The organism is Kribbella sp. NPDC050241, assembly GCF_044459685.1.
In the GTDB taxonomy this organism is placed as follows: Bacteria; Actinomycetota; Actinomycetes; order Propionibacteriales; family Kribbellaceae; genus Kribbella.
In genome coordinates, this window is record NZ_JBITJE010000004.1 from 474,552 (window position 1) to 490,889 (window position 16,338).

The 16,338-nt window shown below is 67.3% G+C and carries 16 protein-coding genes; 9 read left to right on the forward strand and 7 right to left on the reverse strand.

Going from position 1 to position 16,338, the window contains the following annotated elements; all coding sequences use genetic code 11:
* Nucleotides 1-60 precede the first annotated feature (60 nt).
* The 9 genes from ACIBG5_RS22460 (at nucleotide 61) to ACIBG5_RS22500 (ending at nucleotide 9,176) form a co-directional block, all read left to right on the forward strand.
* Nucleotides 61-1,698, forward strand: a complete 1,638-nt coding sequence (locus ACIBG5_RS22460; protein WP_131515078.1) for a methane monooxygenase — start codon at nucleotides 61-63, stop codon at nucleotides 1,696-1,698.
* A gap of 79 nt (nucleotides 1,699-1,777) precedes the next feature.
* Nucleotides 1,778-2,818: a 2Fe-2S iron-sulfur cluster-binding protein gene (locus tag ACIBG5_RS22465; RefSeq protein ID WP_396393422.1), complete on the forward strand. Its 1,041-nt coding sequence runs from the start codon at nucleotides 1,778-1,780 to the stop codon at nucleotides 2,816-2,818.
* 1 nt (nucleotide 2,819) lies between these two features.
* Nucleotides 2,820-3,917, forward strand: a complete 1,098-nt coding sequence (locus ACIBG5_RS22470; RefSeq protein WP_396393423.1) for an aromatic/alkene monooxygenase hydroxylase subunit beta — start codon at nucleotides 2,820-2,822, stop codon at nucleotides 3,915-3,917.
* A gap of 2 nt (nucleotides 3,918-3,919) precedes the next feature.
* Complete coding sequence (gene mimD / locus ACIBG5_RS22475) at nucleotides 3,920-4,255, forward strand: propane 2-monooxygenase effector subunit MimD (protein ID WP_131354711.1); 336 nt, start codon at nucleotides 3,920-3,922, stop codon at nucleotides 4,253-4,255.
* Nucleotides 4,256-4,338: 83 nt separating this feature from the next.
* Nucleotides 4,339-5,370, forward strand: coding sequence for an amidohydrolase family protein (locus ACIBG5_RS22480; protein WP_360449011.1), 1,032 nt, complete (start codon nucleotides 4,339-4,341; stop codon nucleotides 5,368-5,370).
* Nucleotides 5,367-6,104, forward strand: a complete 738-nt coding sequence (locus ACIBG5_RS22485) for an iron-sulfur cluster assembly protein (protein WP_396393424.1) — start codon at nucleotides 5,367-5,369, stop codon at nucleotides 6,102-6,104. The genes ACIBG5_RS22480 and ACIBG5_RS22485 overlap by 4 nt, the downstream gene beginning before the upstream one ends.
* A complete protein-coding gene (locus ACIBG5_RS22490; RefSeq protein ID WP_396393425.1) occupies nucleotides 6,101-7,126 on the forward strand; it encodes an NAD(P)-dependent alcohol dehydrogenase in 1,026 nt (341 codons plus the stop codon). Before ACIBG5_RS22485 ends, ACIBG5_RS22490 begins: the two co-directional genes overlap by 4 nt.
* A gap of 19 nt (nucleotides 7,127-7,145) precedes the next feature.
* On the forward strand, nucleotides 7,146-8,795 hold the full coding sequence (gene groL, locus ACIBG5_RS22495) for a chaperonin GroEL (protein ID WP_396393426.1): 1,650 nt from the start codon (nucleotides 7,146-7,148) through the stop codon (nucleotides 8,793-8,795).
* 3 nt (nucleotides 8,796-8,798) lie between these two features.
* On the forward strand, nucleotides 8,799-9,176 hold the full coding sequence (locus ACIBG5_RS22500; protein WP_396393427.1) for an ArsR/SmtB family transcription factor: 378 nt from the start codon (nucleotides 8,799-8,801) through the stop codon (nucleotides 9,174-9,176).
* Between the two features lie 4 nt (nucleotides 9,177-9,180).
* Here the strand turns inward: ACIBG5_RS22500 and groL (ACIBG5_RS22505) are convergent, their stop codons facing one another.
* The 7 genes from groL (ACIBG5_RS22505) to ACIBG5_RS22535 are packed head-to-tail and all read right to left on the reverse strand — an operon-like array spanning nucleotide 9,181 to nucleotide 16,298.
* Nucleotides 9,181-10,872, reverse strand: coding sequence for a chaperonin GroEL (gene groL, locus ACIBG5_RS22505; protein ID WP_396393428.1), 1,692 nt, complete (start codon nucleotides 10,870-10,872; stop codon nucleotides 9,181-9,183).
* A gap of 25 nt (nucleotides 10,873-10,897) precedes the next feature.
* Nucleotides 10,898-11,923 (reverse strand): NAD(P)-dependent alcohol dehydrogenase, encoded by a 1,026-nt coding sequence (locus ACIBG5_RS22510; protein WP_393382540.1) that lies wholly within the window; start codon nucleotides 11,921-11,923, stop codon nucleotides 10,898-10,900.
* A gap of 2 nt (nucleotides 11,924-11,925) precedes the next feature.
* Nucleotides 11,926-12,633: an iron-sulfur cluster assembly protein gene (locus ACIBG5_RS22515; RefSeq protein ID WP_396393429.1), complete on the reverse strand. Its 708-nt coding sequence runs from the start codon at nucleotides 12,631-12,633 to the stop codon at nucleotides 11,926-11,928.
* On the reverse strand, nucleotides 12,633-13,676 hold the full coding sequence (locus ACIBG5_RS22520; protein WP_396393430.1) for an amidohydrolase family protein: 1,044 nt from the start codon (nucleotides 13,674-13,676) through the stop codon (nucleotides 12,633-12,635). Before ACIBG5_RS22520 ends, ACIBG5_RS22515 begins: the two co-directional genes overlap by 1 nt.
* Before the next feature lie 14 nt (nucleotides 13,677-13,690).
* The gene (gene mimD, locus ACIBG5_RS22525; RefSeq protein WP_396393431.1) at nucleotides 13,691-14,065 is read right to left on the reverse strand and encodes a propane 2-monooxygenase effector subunit MimD; all 375 of its coding nucleotides are present in this window, start codon (nucleotides 14,063-14,065) and stop codon (nucleotides 13,691-13,693) included.
* The gene (locus tag ACIBG5_RS22530) at nucleotides 14,062-15,246 is read right to left on the reverse strand and encodes a hypothetical protein (protein WP_396393432.1); all 1,185 of its coding nucleotides are present in this window, start codon (nucleotides 15,244-15,246) and stop codon (nucleotides 14,062-14,064) included. Before ACIBG5_RS22530 ends, mimD (ACIBG5_RS22525) begins: the two co-directional genes overlap by 4 nt.
* The gene (locus ACIBG5_RS22535) at nucleotides 15,243-16,298 is read right to left on the reverse strand and encodes a 2Fe-2S iron-sulfur cluster binding domain-containing protein (protein ID WP_360448988.1); all 1,056 of its coding nucleotides are present in this window, start codon (nucleotides 16,296-16,298) and stop codon (nucleotides 15,243-15,245) included. The genes ACIBG5_RS22530 and ACIBG5_RS22535 overlap by 4 nt, the downstream gene beginning before the upstream one ends.
* Nucleotides 16,299-16,338: the final 40 nt, after the last annotated feature.

Consider the following 16,338-nt stretch of genomic DNA (forward strand, 5'->3'; position numbering starts at 1 on the left):
GCAGCTCAGCCGTACCGCTGGAGCCGGGCAGAAGCCGGCTCCCGACCCTGGAGGCAGACATTGAGCAGGCAGAGTCTCACCAAGGCGCATGCCAAGATCACCGAACTCTCGTGGGAGCCCACCTTCGCCACTCCGGCGACCCGGTTCGGGACTGACTACACCTTCGAGAAGGCGCCGAAGAAGGACCCGCTGAAGCAGATCATGCGGTCCTACTTCCCGATGGAGGAGGAGAAGGACAACCGCGTGTACGGCGCCATGGACGGCGCCATCCGCGGAAACATGTTCCGCCAGGTCCAGCAGCGCTGGCTGGAGTGGCAGAAGCTGTTCCTCAGCATCATCCCGTTCCCGGAGATCTCCGCGGCCCGGGCGATGCCGATGGCGATCGACGCCGTACCGAACCCGGAGATCCACAACGGGCTCGCGGTGCAGATGATCGACGAGGTCCGGCACTCGACGATCCAGATGAATCTCAAGAAGCTGTACATGAACAACTACATCGACCCGGCCGGGTTCGACATGACCGAGAAGGCGTTCGCGAACAACTACGCGGGCACCATCGGCCGGCAGTTCGGTGAGGGGTTCATCACCGGTGACGCGATCACCGCCGCGAACATCTACCTGACCGTGGTGGCCGAGACGGCCTTCACCAACACGCTGTTCGTGGCCATGCCGGACGAGGCCGCGGCCAATGGCGACTACCTGCTGCCGACGGTCTTCCACTCGGTCCAGTCCGACGAGTCGCGGCACATCAGCAACGGGTACTCGATCCTGCTGATGGCGCTGGCCGACGAGCGCAACCGGCCGCTGCTCGAGCGCGACCTGCGGTACGCGTGGTGGAACAACCACTGTGTCGTGGACGCGGCCATCGGCACGTTCATCGAGTACGGCACGAAGGACCGCCGTAAGGACCGTGAGAGCTATGCGGAGATGTGGCGCCGGTGGATCTACGACGACTACTACCGCAGCTACCTGCTGCCGCTGGAGAAGTACGGACTCACCATCCCGCACGACCTGGTCGAAGAGGCCTGGAAGCGGATCGTGGACAAGGGTTACGTGCACGAGGTCGCGCGGTTCTTCGCCACCGGCTGGCCGGTCAACTACTGGCGGATCGACGCCATGACCGACAAGGACTTCGAGTGGTTCGAGGACAAGTACCCGGGCTGGTACTCGAAGTACGGCAAGTGGTGGGAGAACTACAACCGGCTGGCCTACCCGGGCCGGAACAAGCCGATCGCCTTCGAGGACGTCGGCTACCAGTACCCGCACCGGTGCTGGACCTGCATGGTGCCGGCGCTGATCCACGAGGACATGGTGACCGAGAAGGTCGACGGCCAGTGGCGCACCTACTGCTCCGAGACGTGCTACTGGACCGACGCGGTCGCGTTCCGCGGTGAGTACGACGGCCGGCCCACCCCGAACATGGGCCGCCTGACGGGCTTCCGCGAATGGGAGACGCTGCACCACGGCAAGGACCTGGCCGACATCGTCTCCGACCTCGGGTACGTCCGGGACGACGGCAAGACTCTGATCGGTCAGCCGCACCTGGACCTGGACGACCCGAAGAAGATGTGGACCCTCGACGACGTCCGCGGCAACACGTTCAACAGCCCCAACGTGCTGCTGAACGAGATGACCGACGCCGAGCGCGAGGCGCACATCGCGGCGTACAAGGCGAACGGCACCAAGGCCGTCGCCTGACCCCACCGAACCGGCTGGTGGCGGCGCGGGGATGAGCGTCGCCACCAGTCGTTCCACCCGAGCGTGAGGAGGCCCCGACGTGGCCGACACCCACCGGATCCGCTTCGAACCGGTCGACATCGAGATCGACGTCACCGAGGACGACAAGATCCTCGACGCGGCGTTCCGGCAGGGCATCCACCTGATGCACGGCTGCAAGGAGGGGCAGTGCTCCGCCTGCAAGTCGTACGTGCTGGAGGGCGACCTGCAGATGGAGCGCTACTCGACCTTCGCCTGCAACGACGCCGAAGTTGCCGAGGGCTACGTGCTGCTGTGCCGGGCACACGCCTTCAGTGACTGCACGATCGAGCTGCTCAACTTCGACGAGGAGGAGCTGCTCGGCGGGGTCCCGATCCAGACGCTGAGCGCCCGGGTGGTGGCGATCGAGCCGGTCACCCGCGACATCGTCTCGCTCCGGCTGAAGGCCGAGCGGGCGTTCGAGTTCAAGCCGGGCCAGTACGCCGACATCACCATCCCCGGCACCGACGACCACCGGTCGTTCTCGATGGCGACCACCCAGTCGACGCCGGACGACCTCGAGTTCCTGATCAAGAAGTACCCGGGCGGCCGGTTCTCGGCCTTGCTGGACGGCGAGCTGGCGGTAGGCGGCGAACTGTCGCTGACCGGGCCGTACGGCTCGTCCACGCTGAAGGACGGCCACGTACTGCCGGTCGTCTGCGTGGCCGGCGGGGCCGGGATGGCGCCCATCCTGTCCATCCTCCGGCACCTACGGGAGACCGGCAGCACCCGTCCGGTCCGGTTCTACTACGGCGCCCGGACGGCGGCCGACCTGTTCTACCTCGACGCGATCCAGGAGCTCGGCGCGGAACTGGCCGGCTTCGAGTTCGTGGCCTGCCTGTCCGAGTCGGCCGCGGATGCGGACGGTCTCGTGGTCGAGGAGGGCAACGTCACCGACATCGTCGAGCGGCGGGAGGCGGAGCTGCATCGCAGCGAGGTCTACCTGTGCGGTCCGCCGCCGATGGTCGACGCTGCCTTGGCGTTGCTGGAGGCAACCAACGTGCCGAAGGACCAGGTCTTCTACGACAAGTTCACCAGCCCAGCGACTACCGATGGAGTCTGAGATGGAGCAAACCAAGCACCGCAGTTTCCCCAAGATCGAGTTCACCGACTCCGAGGCGGGGGCGCTGGAGTTCCCGAGCTCGAAGAGCCGGTCGTACAACTACTACAAGCCGGCCAAGCTGCGGGCGACGATGTACGAGGACGTCACCGTCGACGTCCAGCCGGACCCGGAGCGGCACCTGACGCAGGGCTGGATCTACGGGTTCGGCGACGGCCCCGGCGGCTACCCGAAGGAGTGGACCGCCGCGAAGTCGTCGAACTGGCACGCCTTCCTCGACCCGAACGAGGAGTGGAACCAGACGATCTACCGGAACAACTCCGCGGTCGTCCGTCAGGTCGACCTGGGCCTGCAGAACGCCAAGCGGGCCAGGGCGTACGACGCCTGGAACCCGGCCTGGCTGAAGTTCGTCGAACGCAACCTCGGTGCCTGGATGCACGCCGAGAACGGCCTGGCGCTGCACGTCTTCACCAGCATCCAGCGGTCCGGCCCGACGAACATGATCAACACCGCGGTGGCCGTCAACGCCGCCCACAAGATGCGTTTCGCCCAGGACCTGGCCCTGTTCAACCTCGACCTGGCCGAGGCCGAGGTGGAGTTCGACGGCGCCGCCCACAAGGAGGTCTGGCAGAGCGCGCCGGAGTGGCAGCCGACGCGTGAGGTGGTCGAGCGACTGACCGCCGTCGGCGACTGGTGCGAGCTGCTGTTCGCCACCAACATCGTGTTCGAGCAGCTGGTCGGCTCGCTGTTCCGGTCCGAGCTGGTGATGCAGATCGCGGCCCGCAACGGCGACTACCTGACGCCGACCATCGTCGGCACCGGCGAGCACGACTACGACCGCGACCTGGCCTACACCCGCAACCTGTTCCGCCTGCTGACCCGCGACGAGCAGTACGGCGAGACCAACAAGGTGCTGTTCGGCGAGTGGCTGACGACCTGGGTGCCGCGCTGCATCGCTGCCGCGCAGGCGTTGCAGCCGATCTGGTCGCAGCCGGCCGACAAGTCCGTCACGTTCGCGGACAGCCTGGACGCGGCCAAGCAGAAGTTCCGTTCCCTGCTCGAGGACCTCGGGCTGGACATTCCGAAGGAGCTGGACAAGTGAGCATGCAGTTCGGATCTGCCGCCGAGTTCTCCAACAAGACCGGTGTGACCCTGATGAACACCCCCGTCGGCCGGGTCGTCGCCCAGGTAATGGGCGCCAAGGACGGCGTCGAGCTGACCGAGTACCCGTCGATGATCCGGGTCGACGGGACCGGCGTACTCGACTTCGACTACGCCGAACTGACCGACGCGCTCGGCTCGGAGTTCGACGGCTCGGTGTTCGAGGAGATCAGCTCCACCCACTACGGCCGGATGGTCCACCTCGACGACAAGACCCTTCTGTTCGCCAGCCCCGAGGACGCCGCCGAATACATCGGCTTCGACCTGACCGTGCACTAACTGCCGTGCCGCTCCGGTCCGGGGCCTGGCCCGCGCCCGGACCGGAGCTCATCCCGAGATCAGACCCACGAAGCGAGGACGTCATGTACGAGAAGAACGGCGAGAAGTACTACGTGGTCGACGCGCACGTACACATCTGGGACGGCCGCGAGTCGAACCTGAAGAACGTGCACGGCAAGCAGTTCATCGACTGCTTCTACGACTACCACCGCAACCTCAGCCCGGAAGACGTGGTGTGGGACTACGACACCTACACCTACTACGGCGGCGACCGGTTGATGAAGGACGTCTTCGACGACGGGTACGCCGACCACGCGATCTTCCAGGCCACGCTGCTCAGCGACTTCTACAAGAACGGGTTCGGCCAGACCGAGGAGGCGTTCGGGCTGGCGTCCAAGCACCCGGACAAGCTGACCTACAACCACGCCTACGACCCGCGCAACGGCGAGGAGGGTCTGGAGCAGCTCCGGCGCGACGCCGAGCGGATGAACCTCAAGGGCGTGAAGCTCTACACCGCCGAGTGGCACGGTGACTCGCGCGGTTACAAGCTCGACGACCCGTGGTCGCGCCGGTACCTGGAGGAGTGCCTCAAGCTCGGCATCAAGAACATCCATGTGCACAAGGGCCCCACGATCCGCCCGCTCGACCGGGACGCGTTCGACGTCGCCGACATCGACAAGGTCGCGACCGACTACCTGGACCTGAACTTCATCGTCGAGCATGTCGGCCTGCCCCGGCTGGAGGACTTCTGCTGGATCGCCACCCAGGAGTCCAACGTGTACGGCGGTCTCGCGGTGGCCATGCCGTTCGTGCACGCCCGGCCGAAGTACTTCGCGCAGATCATCGGCGAACTGCTCTACTGGCTCGGCGAGGACAAGATCCTGTTCGCCAGCGACTACGCGCTCTGGACGCCCCAGTGGCTGGTGGAGAAGTTCGTGGACTTCCAGATCCCCGCGGAGCTGCCGGAGTACGCGCCGATCACGACCGCGCAGAAGAAGAAGATCCTCGGCCTGAACGCGGCCGCGCTGTACGACCTCGACGTACCGCAGGAGCTGCGGCTGCCGACCGATGCCGGTGACACCTCTGTCGAGGTGGCGGCCGGCGCACGCGCATGACGGCCGTCGCGACCTCGGTGGTCGACGAGATCGTGGCCGCCTTGGCGACGGTCACGGATCCGGAACTGGACGAACCCATCACAACGCTGGGGTTCGTCCGGTCGATCCGGGTCGACGACACCAAGGTCGTGGTCCATCTGCGGCTGCCGACGTCGTTCTGCTCGCCGAACTTCGCGTACCTGATGGCGTCCGACGCCGTCGACGCGCTCCGGCGGGTCGACGGCCTGGGACGGGTTGTGGTGCGACTCGACGATCACCACGACTCGGACAAGATCAACGCCGGCCTGGCCGCCGACGCCGGGTACGTCGGCACGTTCGGTGTCGAGGCGGAGACGAGCCTGGACGAACTGCGCCGGATCTTCCGGCACAAGGCGCATACCGCGGCGATGGAACGCTGTGCCGAGGCCCTGCTGAAGGCCAGCGGGATGACCGTCGACGATCTCCACGAAGTCACCCTCGCCGATCTCCGGGAAGGTCCGCACAAGGAGGCGTTGCTGCGACGACGGGTCGCGATCGGTCTCGGCGTACACCCGGACGAACCGGTGCTGGTGGACGAGGACGGTGCGCCACTCGCCGCCGAGGCGGTCCCGTTGCGGCTCCGGTTCGCCAAGGCCGTGCGGATCTCGATCGAGGGTAACTCCCACTTCTGCCGCGGACTGCTCGCGACCCGGTACGCCGACGTGGAGCCCGACGGCATGTCCATCCGAGTCACGAACGCAAGGAGCACGTCATGAGGGCGGTCCAGGTAGTCGGCTACCACACCAAGTTGCAGCTCACCGACATACCCGAACCCGAGATCCAGGGGCCGCTCGACGTGATCGTGAGGATCGGCGGCGCGGGGGTGTGCCGGACCGACCTGCACATCCTCGAAGGGCAGTGGGCCGAGAAGAGCGGCGTCGCGCTGCCGTACACGATCGGCCACGAGAACGCGGGCTGGGTGCACGCCGTCGGCGATGCCGTCACCAACGTTCAGCCGGGCGACAAGGTGATCCTGCATCCACTGATGACCTGTGGCCTGTGCCGTGCCTGCCGCTCCGGTGACGACGTGCACTGTGAGAACAGCCGGTTCCCGGGCATCGACACCGACGGCGGGTACGCCGACTACCTGCGGACCACTGCCCGCAGCGTGGTCCGGATCGACGACAGCCTCGAGCCGGCCGACGTAGCCGCACTCGCGGACGCCGGACTGACGGCCTACCACGCGGCGGCCAAGGTGGCCCGGGCGACCAGGCCCGGGGACGTCTGCGTGCTGATCGGCGCCGGCGGTCTCGGCCACATCGGCATCCAGGTGCTGAAGGCGATCTCGGCCGCGACCCTGGTCGTGGTCGACCGCAACCCGGCGGCGGTCGAGCTGGCCGTCGCGATCGGGGCCGATCACGGCATTGTTGCCAACGGCACCCAGGTGGAGGACGTACTCGCGCTCACCGGCGGGAAGGGCGCGGAGGCGGTCGTGGACTTCGTCGGTGAAGGCGGCGCCACCTCCGAGGGTGTCCGGATGCTCCGCCGGGCAGGCAACTACTACGTCGTCGGGTACGGCGAGGACCTCGTCGTACCGACGATCGACATCATCTCGACCGAGATCAACTTCGTCGGCAACCTGGTCGGCTCCTACACCGATCTGCAGGAACTGATGGTGCTGGCCGCGCAGGGCAAGGTCGCCCTGCACACCACGAAGTACCCACTCGCCGACTTCCAGCAGGCTCTCGATGACCTCGACGCGGGCAAGGTCCGCGGCCGGGCGATTCTCATCCCGTGACCCGAAAGGTGGTCTGACCATGGCAAAGGAACTGCGGTTCAACGAGGAGGCACGCCGGCTGCTCGAGTCCGGCGTGAACTCGCTCGCCGACGCGATCAAGGTGACGCTCGGCCCGAAGGGACGCAATGCCGTCCTGGAGAAGCTGACCGGCCCGCCGACCATCACCAACGACGGCGTGACGATCGCGAAGGAGATCCAGCTGCGCGAGCCGTTCGCGAACATGGGCGCCCAGCTGGTGAAGGAAGTCGCGATGAACACCAACGGTGTCGTCGGCGACGGCACCACGACGGCGACCGTGCTGGCGCAGGCGATGGTCCGCGAGGGGCTGCGCGCGGTCGACGCCGGCGCGAACCCGATGCGGGTACGTCGCGGCATCGAGCAGACGGTTCCGGTCGTGGTGGAGACGCTGCGCTCGTGGGCGGCCGAGGTCGGCGGCCCGGACGACCTGCGGCACATCGCGACGCTGGCCGCCAGTGACGACGAGACGATCGGCGAGGTGATCGCCGACGCGGTCACTCGGGTCGGCCGCAACGGCGTCGTCACCACGGAAGAGTCCGATGCCATCGGTCTGTCGGTCGAGATCGTGGACGGGATCGAGTTCGACCACGGTTATGTGTCGCTGTACATGGTCACCGACAAGGAGCGGATGGAGGCCGTCTACGAGAACCCGGTCATCCTGCTCACCAACAAGAAGATCTCCCAGGTGCAGGACATCATGCCGACGGTCGAGGCGGCCAAGCGCGCGGACCGGCCGCTCGTCGTACTGGCCGAGGACGTCGACGGTCCGGCGCTGCAACTGCTTGTCGGTGGCAACATGCACAACACGATGCGGTCGGTTGTCGTCCGGGCTCCCGGCTTCGGGCACCGCCGCGTGGCCGAGCTCGAGGACCTCGCGGTGGCTCTGGGCGGTCAGGTCATCGCGACCGACACCGGGCTGGACCTGGCCGAGGTCGCGCTGAACCACCTCGGGTCGTGTGACCGGATCACGATCACCGAGGACCGGACGACCATCGTCGGCGGTCACGGCGACGCGAACCTGGTGGACGCGCGGCTGAGCCAGCTGGAGACGCAGTTCGAGCGGGCCAGGATCGACGCCGACCGGGACAACCTGCAGCTGCGGATGGCCCGGCTGTCCGGGCGGGTGGCTGTCATCCAGGTGGGCGGCGCGACAAGCGTCGAGCGCAAGGAGCGGATGCTGCGCGTCGAGGACTCGCTGGCCGCGACCCGGGCCGCGGTCGAGGAAGGCGTGGTGGCCGGCGGAGGTACGGCGCTCGTCCAGGCACAGGAGGCGGTGTCACGGGTCGAGCTGACCGGTGACGCCGCGGTCGGCCGCGAGGTCGTCCGGCGGGCGTTGCCCGAGCCGCTGCGATGGATCGCGATCAACGCGGGGTACGACGGTGACGAGGTCGTCGCCAAGGTCGCGAGCCAGCCGCTCGGCACCGGCTTCAACGCGCTCACCGGCCAGTACGCCGACATGTTCGACGAAGGTGTGATGGACCCGCTCAAGGTCACCAGGGCAGCCCTGGAAAGTGCTGCGTCGATCGCGGCGCTGCTGATCACCACCGAGACCGCGGTCGTCGAGGAGATCCTCGGTAACCCCGGCGCGATCATGGCCCCCGGCTTCGGTGACCTGGCCGAAGGCATGGTCCGTCCGTCCAACATCTACTGAGTCATGACCGAGCCGACCAGTCTGCAGCTGCACGCCGCGGCCCGCACCCTTGGGCTGCTGGTCGCGCCCGTGCGGCTGCACCTGGTCTGGCTCGCCACCGACGGCGAGTACGACGTGGGCACGCTGGCCGATCGCGCCGGCGTCAGCATCACCACGGCCAGCCAACACCTCGCCAAACTCCGCCTGGCCGGTCTCATCTCACTGCGTCGGGAGGGCAGGCGCCACATCTACACCGTCGACGATCCGCACATCGTGGCCCTGGTCGACCAGATCCTCGCCCACATCGCCCCCGACGGCACGCTCGCCCCCGACCCACCCCTCCGCGCCGCCCAGACAGGGCACCGCCGGCTCGAGCGGAAGGTTCGAGCCGGCGGGCGGTGAGGGGTCAGCCGACCGACGGGCCGAGACCCAGGGACTGAGGTGTGCTGGAGTCGGGGGAGGGCTGGTGCAGCCCTTCGTCCAGGGCGCCGTACTCGGTCATCAGGGCGGCGCTGCCGCCCCACGGTGTCTGCTCCTCGGCGACCAGTGTGTTGGTGGTGAGCAGCAGGCCGGCGACCGAGGCGCCGTTCTGTAGTGCTGAGCGGGCAACGCGGAGGGGATCGACGATCCCCATGTCGAGCATGTTCCCGTACTTGCCTTCGAGCGCGTCGAAGCCTTCGTCGACCCCGAGCTGCGAGGTCCGTTCCAGGACCTCCGCGCCGTTGTAGCCGGCGTTCGCAGCGATCAGGTACGCCGGTTCGCGCAACGCCCGCCGGACGATTTTCACACCGGTGGCGTAGTCGTCCTTGACGTCGAGACTGTCGAGCGCCGACTCCGCATGGAGCAGAGCCATCCCGCCGCCGGCGACGATGCCCTCGGCCATCGCGGCGCGGGTCGCCGACAACGCGTCCTCGACCCGGTGCTGCAGTTCCTTCAGCTCGGCCGGCGTCGGGGCACCGACCCGGATCACCGCGACCCTGCCGGACAATGCACCGATCCGCTCGGTGAGCACGTCCTCGTCGACCCCGAACGTCGCCCGCTCCAACTCGGCACGCAACTGCGTGATCCGGAACTCGACGTCCTTCTCGTGCCCGGACTCGGCGACGATCGCCGTACGGTCCGCGGTCACCCTGACCTGGTCCGCCCGGCCGAGCTGCTCGAGCCGCATCGTCTCGAGGGTGAAACCGGAGTGGCGGCTGTAGACCGCGCCGCCGGTGATCGCCGCGATGTCCTCCAGTTTGTGCAGCCGCCGGTCACCGAAGCCCGGCGCCTTGACCGCCACGCACTGGAAGAGGCGGTTCACGTGGTTGTGCACCAGCATGCTGAGCGCGGTGCCCTCGAGGTTCTCCGCGAGGATCACCAGCGGCTTCGGCTCCCGCATGATCTTGTCCAGCAGCGGCATGATCTCCTGCACCTTGGTGATCTTCTCGCTGCACAACAGGATGTACGGGTCGTCCAGCACGGCCTGCAGGCTGCCCGGGTCCGTGACCATGTACGGCGACAGGTAGCCGTTGTCGAACTCGAAGCCCTCGACGAAGTCGACCCGCATGCCGTGCGTGGCCGACTCCTCGATGGTGACGATGCCGCCGTCGCCGACGGTGTACAGGGCGTTCGCGATCACGGCGCCGACCATGTCGTCGTCGTTGGCCGAGATGGCCGCGACCCGGGCGAAGTCGTGCTCGGTGGCGACCGGGTGCGCCACCTCGCGGAGCCGCTCCACCAACCGGGCCACGGCCATGTCGATGCCGCGCTTCACCAGCACCGGGTTCCCGCCGGTGCTGATCGCGGCCATGCCCTCGCGGATGATCGCCTGGGCGATCACGGTCGCCGTGGTGGTTCCGTCGCCCACGATGTCGTTGGTCTTGATCGCGGCTTCCTTGACCAGCTGGGCGCCCATGTTCTCGAACTGGTTCTTCAGATGGATCTCCCGGGCGATGGTCACCCCGTCGTTGGTGACCACCGGCGATCCGGTGATCTTCTCCAGGATCACGTTGCGGCCCTTCGGGCCCAGGGTCGATTTCACCGCGTCCGCCAGCTGGTCCACTCCGGACAGCAGCAGGTCGCGGGCCTGCTCACCGAATCGCAGTTCCTTGGCCATCAGAGCCCTCCCGGTCGGTCGTGACTTACGGAACGAGGATCGCGCGGCCGCGGACCCGGCCGGCGTCGAGATCGGCGACCGCATCGACGGCCGCGTCCAGCGGGTAGGTCCTGGTGTGCAGGGTGACCTTCCCGGCCTGGGCGAGCGCCATCAGTTCGGCCAGCTCGTTGAACGTGCCGACGATGTTGCCGATGATGTTGCGCTCGGTCGAGATGATGTCGAGGGTCGGGATCTGGACCTGGCCGCCGTACCCGATGACGAAGTACGAACCGGCCGGTGCGGTCATCGCGAAGCCGTCCTGCTCCGCACCCTGTTCGGCGACGAAGTCGAGTACGACGTTCGCGCCGACGCCGCCGGTCAGGTCGAGGACCGCCTCCACCTGTTTGCCGTCGGCAACCACTGTCTGATCGGCGCCGAGCTGCTCGGCCAGCTTCAAGGCCTCCGGGTTGCGGTCGACGACGATGATCCTGGTCGCGGTGAGCGCGGCCAGGCACTGGATCCCGATGTGCCCGAGACCACCGGCACCGATCACGACGCACGTCGTGCCGGGCGGGAGGAGCGGGATCGCCTTGCGGACCGCGTGGTACGCCGTGATGCCGGCATCGGCCAGCGCCGCGACGTCCTGCGGCCGGGTGCTCGGGTCGAGCTTCACGCACGCGCGTGCCGACGTGAGCAGGTACTCCGCCATGCCGCCGTCGCTGTCGAGACCGGGGAAACTGCTCTGCGCGCAGTGCATGTCGTTGCCGGCCCGGCAGGCGGCGCAGAGCCCGCAGGTGGGGGTCGGGTGCAGGATGACCGTGTCACCGACCTGGACGTTGGTCACCGCCGAACCGATCTCGTGCACCCAGCCGGCGTTCTCGTGGCCGATCGTGTACGGCAGGGCCGGGTGCATCGCTTCGGCCCACTGGCCTTCGATGATGTGCAGGTCGGTGCGGCACACCCCGGCGCCGCCGATCTTGACGATGACGTCCAGCGGGCCCTTGACGACCGGTTCCGGTACGTCGTCGATGACCGGCTGCTGGTGGTATCCGTGCAGTCGAACGGCCTTCATCCCTACTCCTCCTCGCCGACGCCGGCTTCGGCGTACCGGTGGCGCAGCATTCCCCTGCAGATGCCGGTGTTGGCCTCGATCCCGGTCCGGGTGACGCGGGCCAACCCGAGATGCCTCGTCGCCTCGGCACCGGTGATGGGGGAGCCGGTGCCGGGGTCGACGAGGAGCGGAGCGGAGGGGTCGGTGCGCAGCCCGAGTTCGGCCCGCCGCCGCAGCAGCCGCTCCAATTCGGCCGACGCGGGGACGTCGCCGAGTGTCATCGTGGCGAGCCGGGCCGGATCGGCGCCGGCGGCCCGCAGCGGCCGGCACACCTGGTCCGTCCCGGCCAGCATCGCCTTGGTCACGAAGGTCCGGCGCAGCTCGTCGAGCTCGCCGTCCGCCTCGCCCGTGAACGAGGCGGCGAATCCGGCCCGCGCCGCCACCCCGGCGTTGATCTGGTCGGACGCGAAATGGTCCTCGAGCGCGACGTCGACACCGCGGACGCCGGGCAGTGCGGCGACCACGTCGTACGCGTCGGCGACCATCAGGAAGGCGAAGTTGGGCGCACAGAAGTACGTCGGCAGCCGCAACCGCACCACGACGTCACCGGCGGCCGACACGACGCAGGTGGACACGAAACCCAGCGTCGTGATCGGCTCGTCCAGCTCCGGGTCCCGGACCGCGTCCAGCGCGGTCAGGACCCGGGACTTCTCCCCAGTCACCGCCGTCATTACTGGGTGACCAGCTTGGCGTCGTCCTGCGCGGCCGGCTCCGCCTCCTTGAGCTGGAGCTCGTCGGGGACCTTGAGGTCGTACAGCTTCGCAGCGTTCAGGCCCAGGATCTTCTTCTTGCCCTCCACTCCGAGTCGTGGGTAGTCGGCGAACTCGTCGCCCGCGGGGAACTCCCAGTCGACGAAGCCCTCGATCTGCCACTTCGGCTCCCAGATGCCGTAGTCGCTGCCGAAGGTCATCTTGTCCTCGCCGACCCAGAACAGCAGCTCGCCCATCACCTTCGCGAAGAACCGTGGCCGGGCGTGCATCAGACCACCGATGACGACCGACAGGCCGGCGTAGACGTTGGGTTCCTGGGTCGCCATGAAGCAGAAGTCCTCGATCCGCGGCAGTCCCACGTGCTCGACGATGAAGTTGAGCTCGGGGAAGTCGGTCGCGGCGTGATCCACGTCGGAGACGTCGAACGCGTCCTTGTCCAGCGGCCAGATCGTGGGGCCCTTGTGGACATGGATGTTCTTGATCCCGAACTCCTGCGCCTTCTCCAGATAGCGGTACGCCGCCGGGTCGGTCAGCTTGTAACCACGGGAACCGGCGTTCCACTCGGCGGTGTAGAGCTTGACGCCGCGCGAGCCGTACCGGTCGACGTTGGCCTTCAGTTCCTCGATCCCGATGTCGCCGTCGCGCGGGTCGAACCGGGTGTTGTGGACGAACATGCCCGGGTGCTTCTCACCCAGCGCCGCGTTCCTCTCGGTGGTGTTGAACCCTTCGGTGTACCACTCCTTCAGATACGTCGGCTGGAACACCGCGATGTCCACGTAGCCGTCCTCGAAGACGTCCTTCATCAGGTCCTCTTCGGAGTACTTCATGAACTTCTCGATGGTCCAGTGGGTCTCCTTCGGTGCGAGGCTCTGATAGGCGTGGAAACACTCGATCCAGCCCTTCGCGTACTGCTCGGCGCCCGGCACCCAGTTGTCCGGCGAGGCGTCCCAGTAGTGCATGTGGCTGTCGACCACGAAGTACTTCTGACCATTCTTCTCGTACACGTCCGGCCCTCCTTCTACTTGGAAGCGGACAGGTCGAACCCGATGTATTCGGCCGCGTCCTCTGGATTGGCGAACATGATCGTCCGGTCGTCGAGGTGGACCATGCGCCCGTAGTGGGTCGACATGTTCTCCTCGAACTCGGCCTGGTCGAAGTACCCGGGCTCCTCACCGAGCGCCTCGGAGATGTCGTCGTAGATGAACTCCATCTTGCCGACCGCGTCGACGCGGATCATCGACGGCAGCGGCGTCACCGTGACGTTGTCCAGTTCTCTCATCACGTCGGCGACGACCGCCCCGACCTGGTTGTTCATCAGCGTGACGCCGCACCGATTGGACGCGGTGTTGTCGGACTTGAAGGGGCTCTCGACGACTGCCTTGAGCGTGGTCACTGTGCCAACTCCTTCGGTTCCTCGAGACCCAGCGAGGTGACGATGCCGCTGAAGCGGCTCTTGACGCGGTCGAGTCCGTCCTCGAACCGTGGTGGTTTCGCGTCCGGCTGCGACCACAGCGGCTGCAGCGTGCGGGCCGCGGACAGGGCCAGCGAGACCCAGTTCGACGCCCAGTCCTGCATGATCGCCTTGTTGTGGTCGGCGAACTCGCGGTCATTGGTGAGCAGCTCGAACATCGCCGTGGTGTAGCGCAGGTCGCGCTCGGCGAAGTCGTACTCGGCGGCGCCGATCACGGTGGGGGTGACGAAGTCGCCGTTGCGGGGTGCGGCCTGCTGGACCAGCTGGCTGCGGAACAGCTCGCCGACCAGCGGCTCGAACACGACGTTCGCGGCGAAGATCGCCTCGCACCAGTCGTCGATCGCGGTCAGCCGCTCGGCGACGTCGCGGACGCCCTGCCAGGCCGGGTCGGACTTCCAGGTCTCCAGGTGCGCGCTGCCGTCGAAACCCTCGATCTCCTCGGACAGGGTCAGGTTGAACAGCGCGAGATCCTGAGCTGCCCGGATCCGGTGCATGCTGTTCACCGAGATCGCGTTGTTGTGCATGTTGGTCGGCGCGCGCCGGTTCGCGTTCGCGTACAGGTACAGGCCGAGACCGTGGTCGACGTGCATCCAGGCGCCGATGTGCTGCTCGACGAAGCGGACCCAGTTGGTGTTCCACTGCTCGAAGGCCTTCGACTGCTTGGCGGCCTCGACGTTCTGGGTGACCTGGCGGACGACGTTGGAGTTGTAGCGGTAGAGCGTGAGCTCCCATTCCTCGTTCGGGTCCCGGAACTCGTGCCAGCCGGTGGCCGGCCACTCCTTGACGAGCATGCCGCCGCTGCCGGGTCCGCGCTGGGGTGAGGGCTTGTCCGAGCCCCACGCCTTCAGTGCGGTCCAGTCCAGCGGGTAGCCGCCTTGCCCGTCGGCGAACCCGTAGAGCCAGCCCTGGGTGAGGTAGTGCCGCGGATCCGGCTGCACCTCGACCGTGACGTCTTCGTAGTGGCTCTGCTTGCGCTTCTGCGGCTGGTAGTAGTTGTACCGCCGTGAACTCGAGTCCGGGAACACACGGGCGCCCGCTTCGGCGTCGGTGAAGACCGGTTTCGGCACGCTCCGCTCGGTCGGGGAGTCTTGTGTGGTGGTCATCGGCTCTCTGCCTCCAGCACCTTCGGGTCGCCGGCGTCGCCGGTCGTGGTGAACTTGTCGTAGTAGATGTGCTTCGTGACGACGCCCAGCCCTTCGAGCAGCGGGATCGCGGCCTCCACCATCGGTGGCGGACCGCAGACATAGGCGTCGGCTCCGGCCAGATCCGGTTCGTGCCGGCGGACGACGTCGGTGATCAGACCGACCTCGCCGTCCCACTCGGCGTCCTCGGCCGGCTCGGACAGCGCCGGTACGTACTTGAACCCCGGCAGGACCTCCTGCAGCGCCCGGAGCTCCTCGTCGAAGCACAGATCCAGGTGGGTCCGGGCTCCGTAGTAGTAGGTCGCCGGCCGGTCGATCCCGCGCTCGGCCATCGAGCGCAGCAGCGACAGGATCGGTGCCATCCCGGCCCCACCGCCGACGAAGACGATCCGGGCGCCCGGATTGTCCCGCAGGGTGAAGACCCCGAACGGCCCGCTCAGCTGCAGCCGGTCGCCGACGTTGAGCCGGGTGTCGAGGAACTCCGAGAAGACTCCGCCGGGATAGACCTTGATCACGAACTCCAGTTGCCCGGAGTCGCGGCTGGTCGTGTTCGCCATCGAGAACGATCGGCTGGCCTCGCTGTCCGGGACCAGGATGTCGACGTACTGACCGGGGAAGAACTTGAGCTCGCCGGGGTCGGTCAGGCGCAGGACGAGATGACGCAGGTCGTGGGTGACCGGGGTGATCGCGACGACCTCCGCGACCCGGTCCTGGATCGGCAGCCCGGACCGGATCATGTCCTCGTCGTAGTTCAGCAGCTCGATGGTCAGGTCCTCGTACGGATGGGCCCGGCACAACAGCGTGTAGCCCTCGTCCAGTTCGTACTCGGGCAGCGCGAACGTCGAGTAGCGGTCCAGCTCGATGTCCTCACCGTCCAGGACGAACGACTTGCAGGACGAGCACTGGCCCTCCTTGCAGCCGTGCATGAGCATCACGCCCTGCTCGGCCGCCGCGCGCAGGATCGTCTGATCCTCGTCGACCTCGATCTCGATGCCGACGGGCTCGAACCTCACGACATGTTTATCGCCCATGGTTCCTGACGTCTCTGCGGGG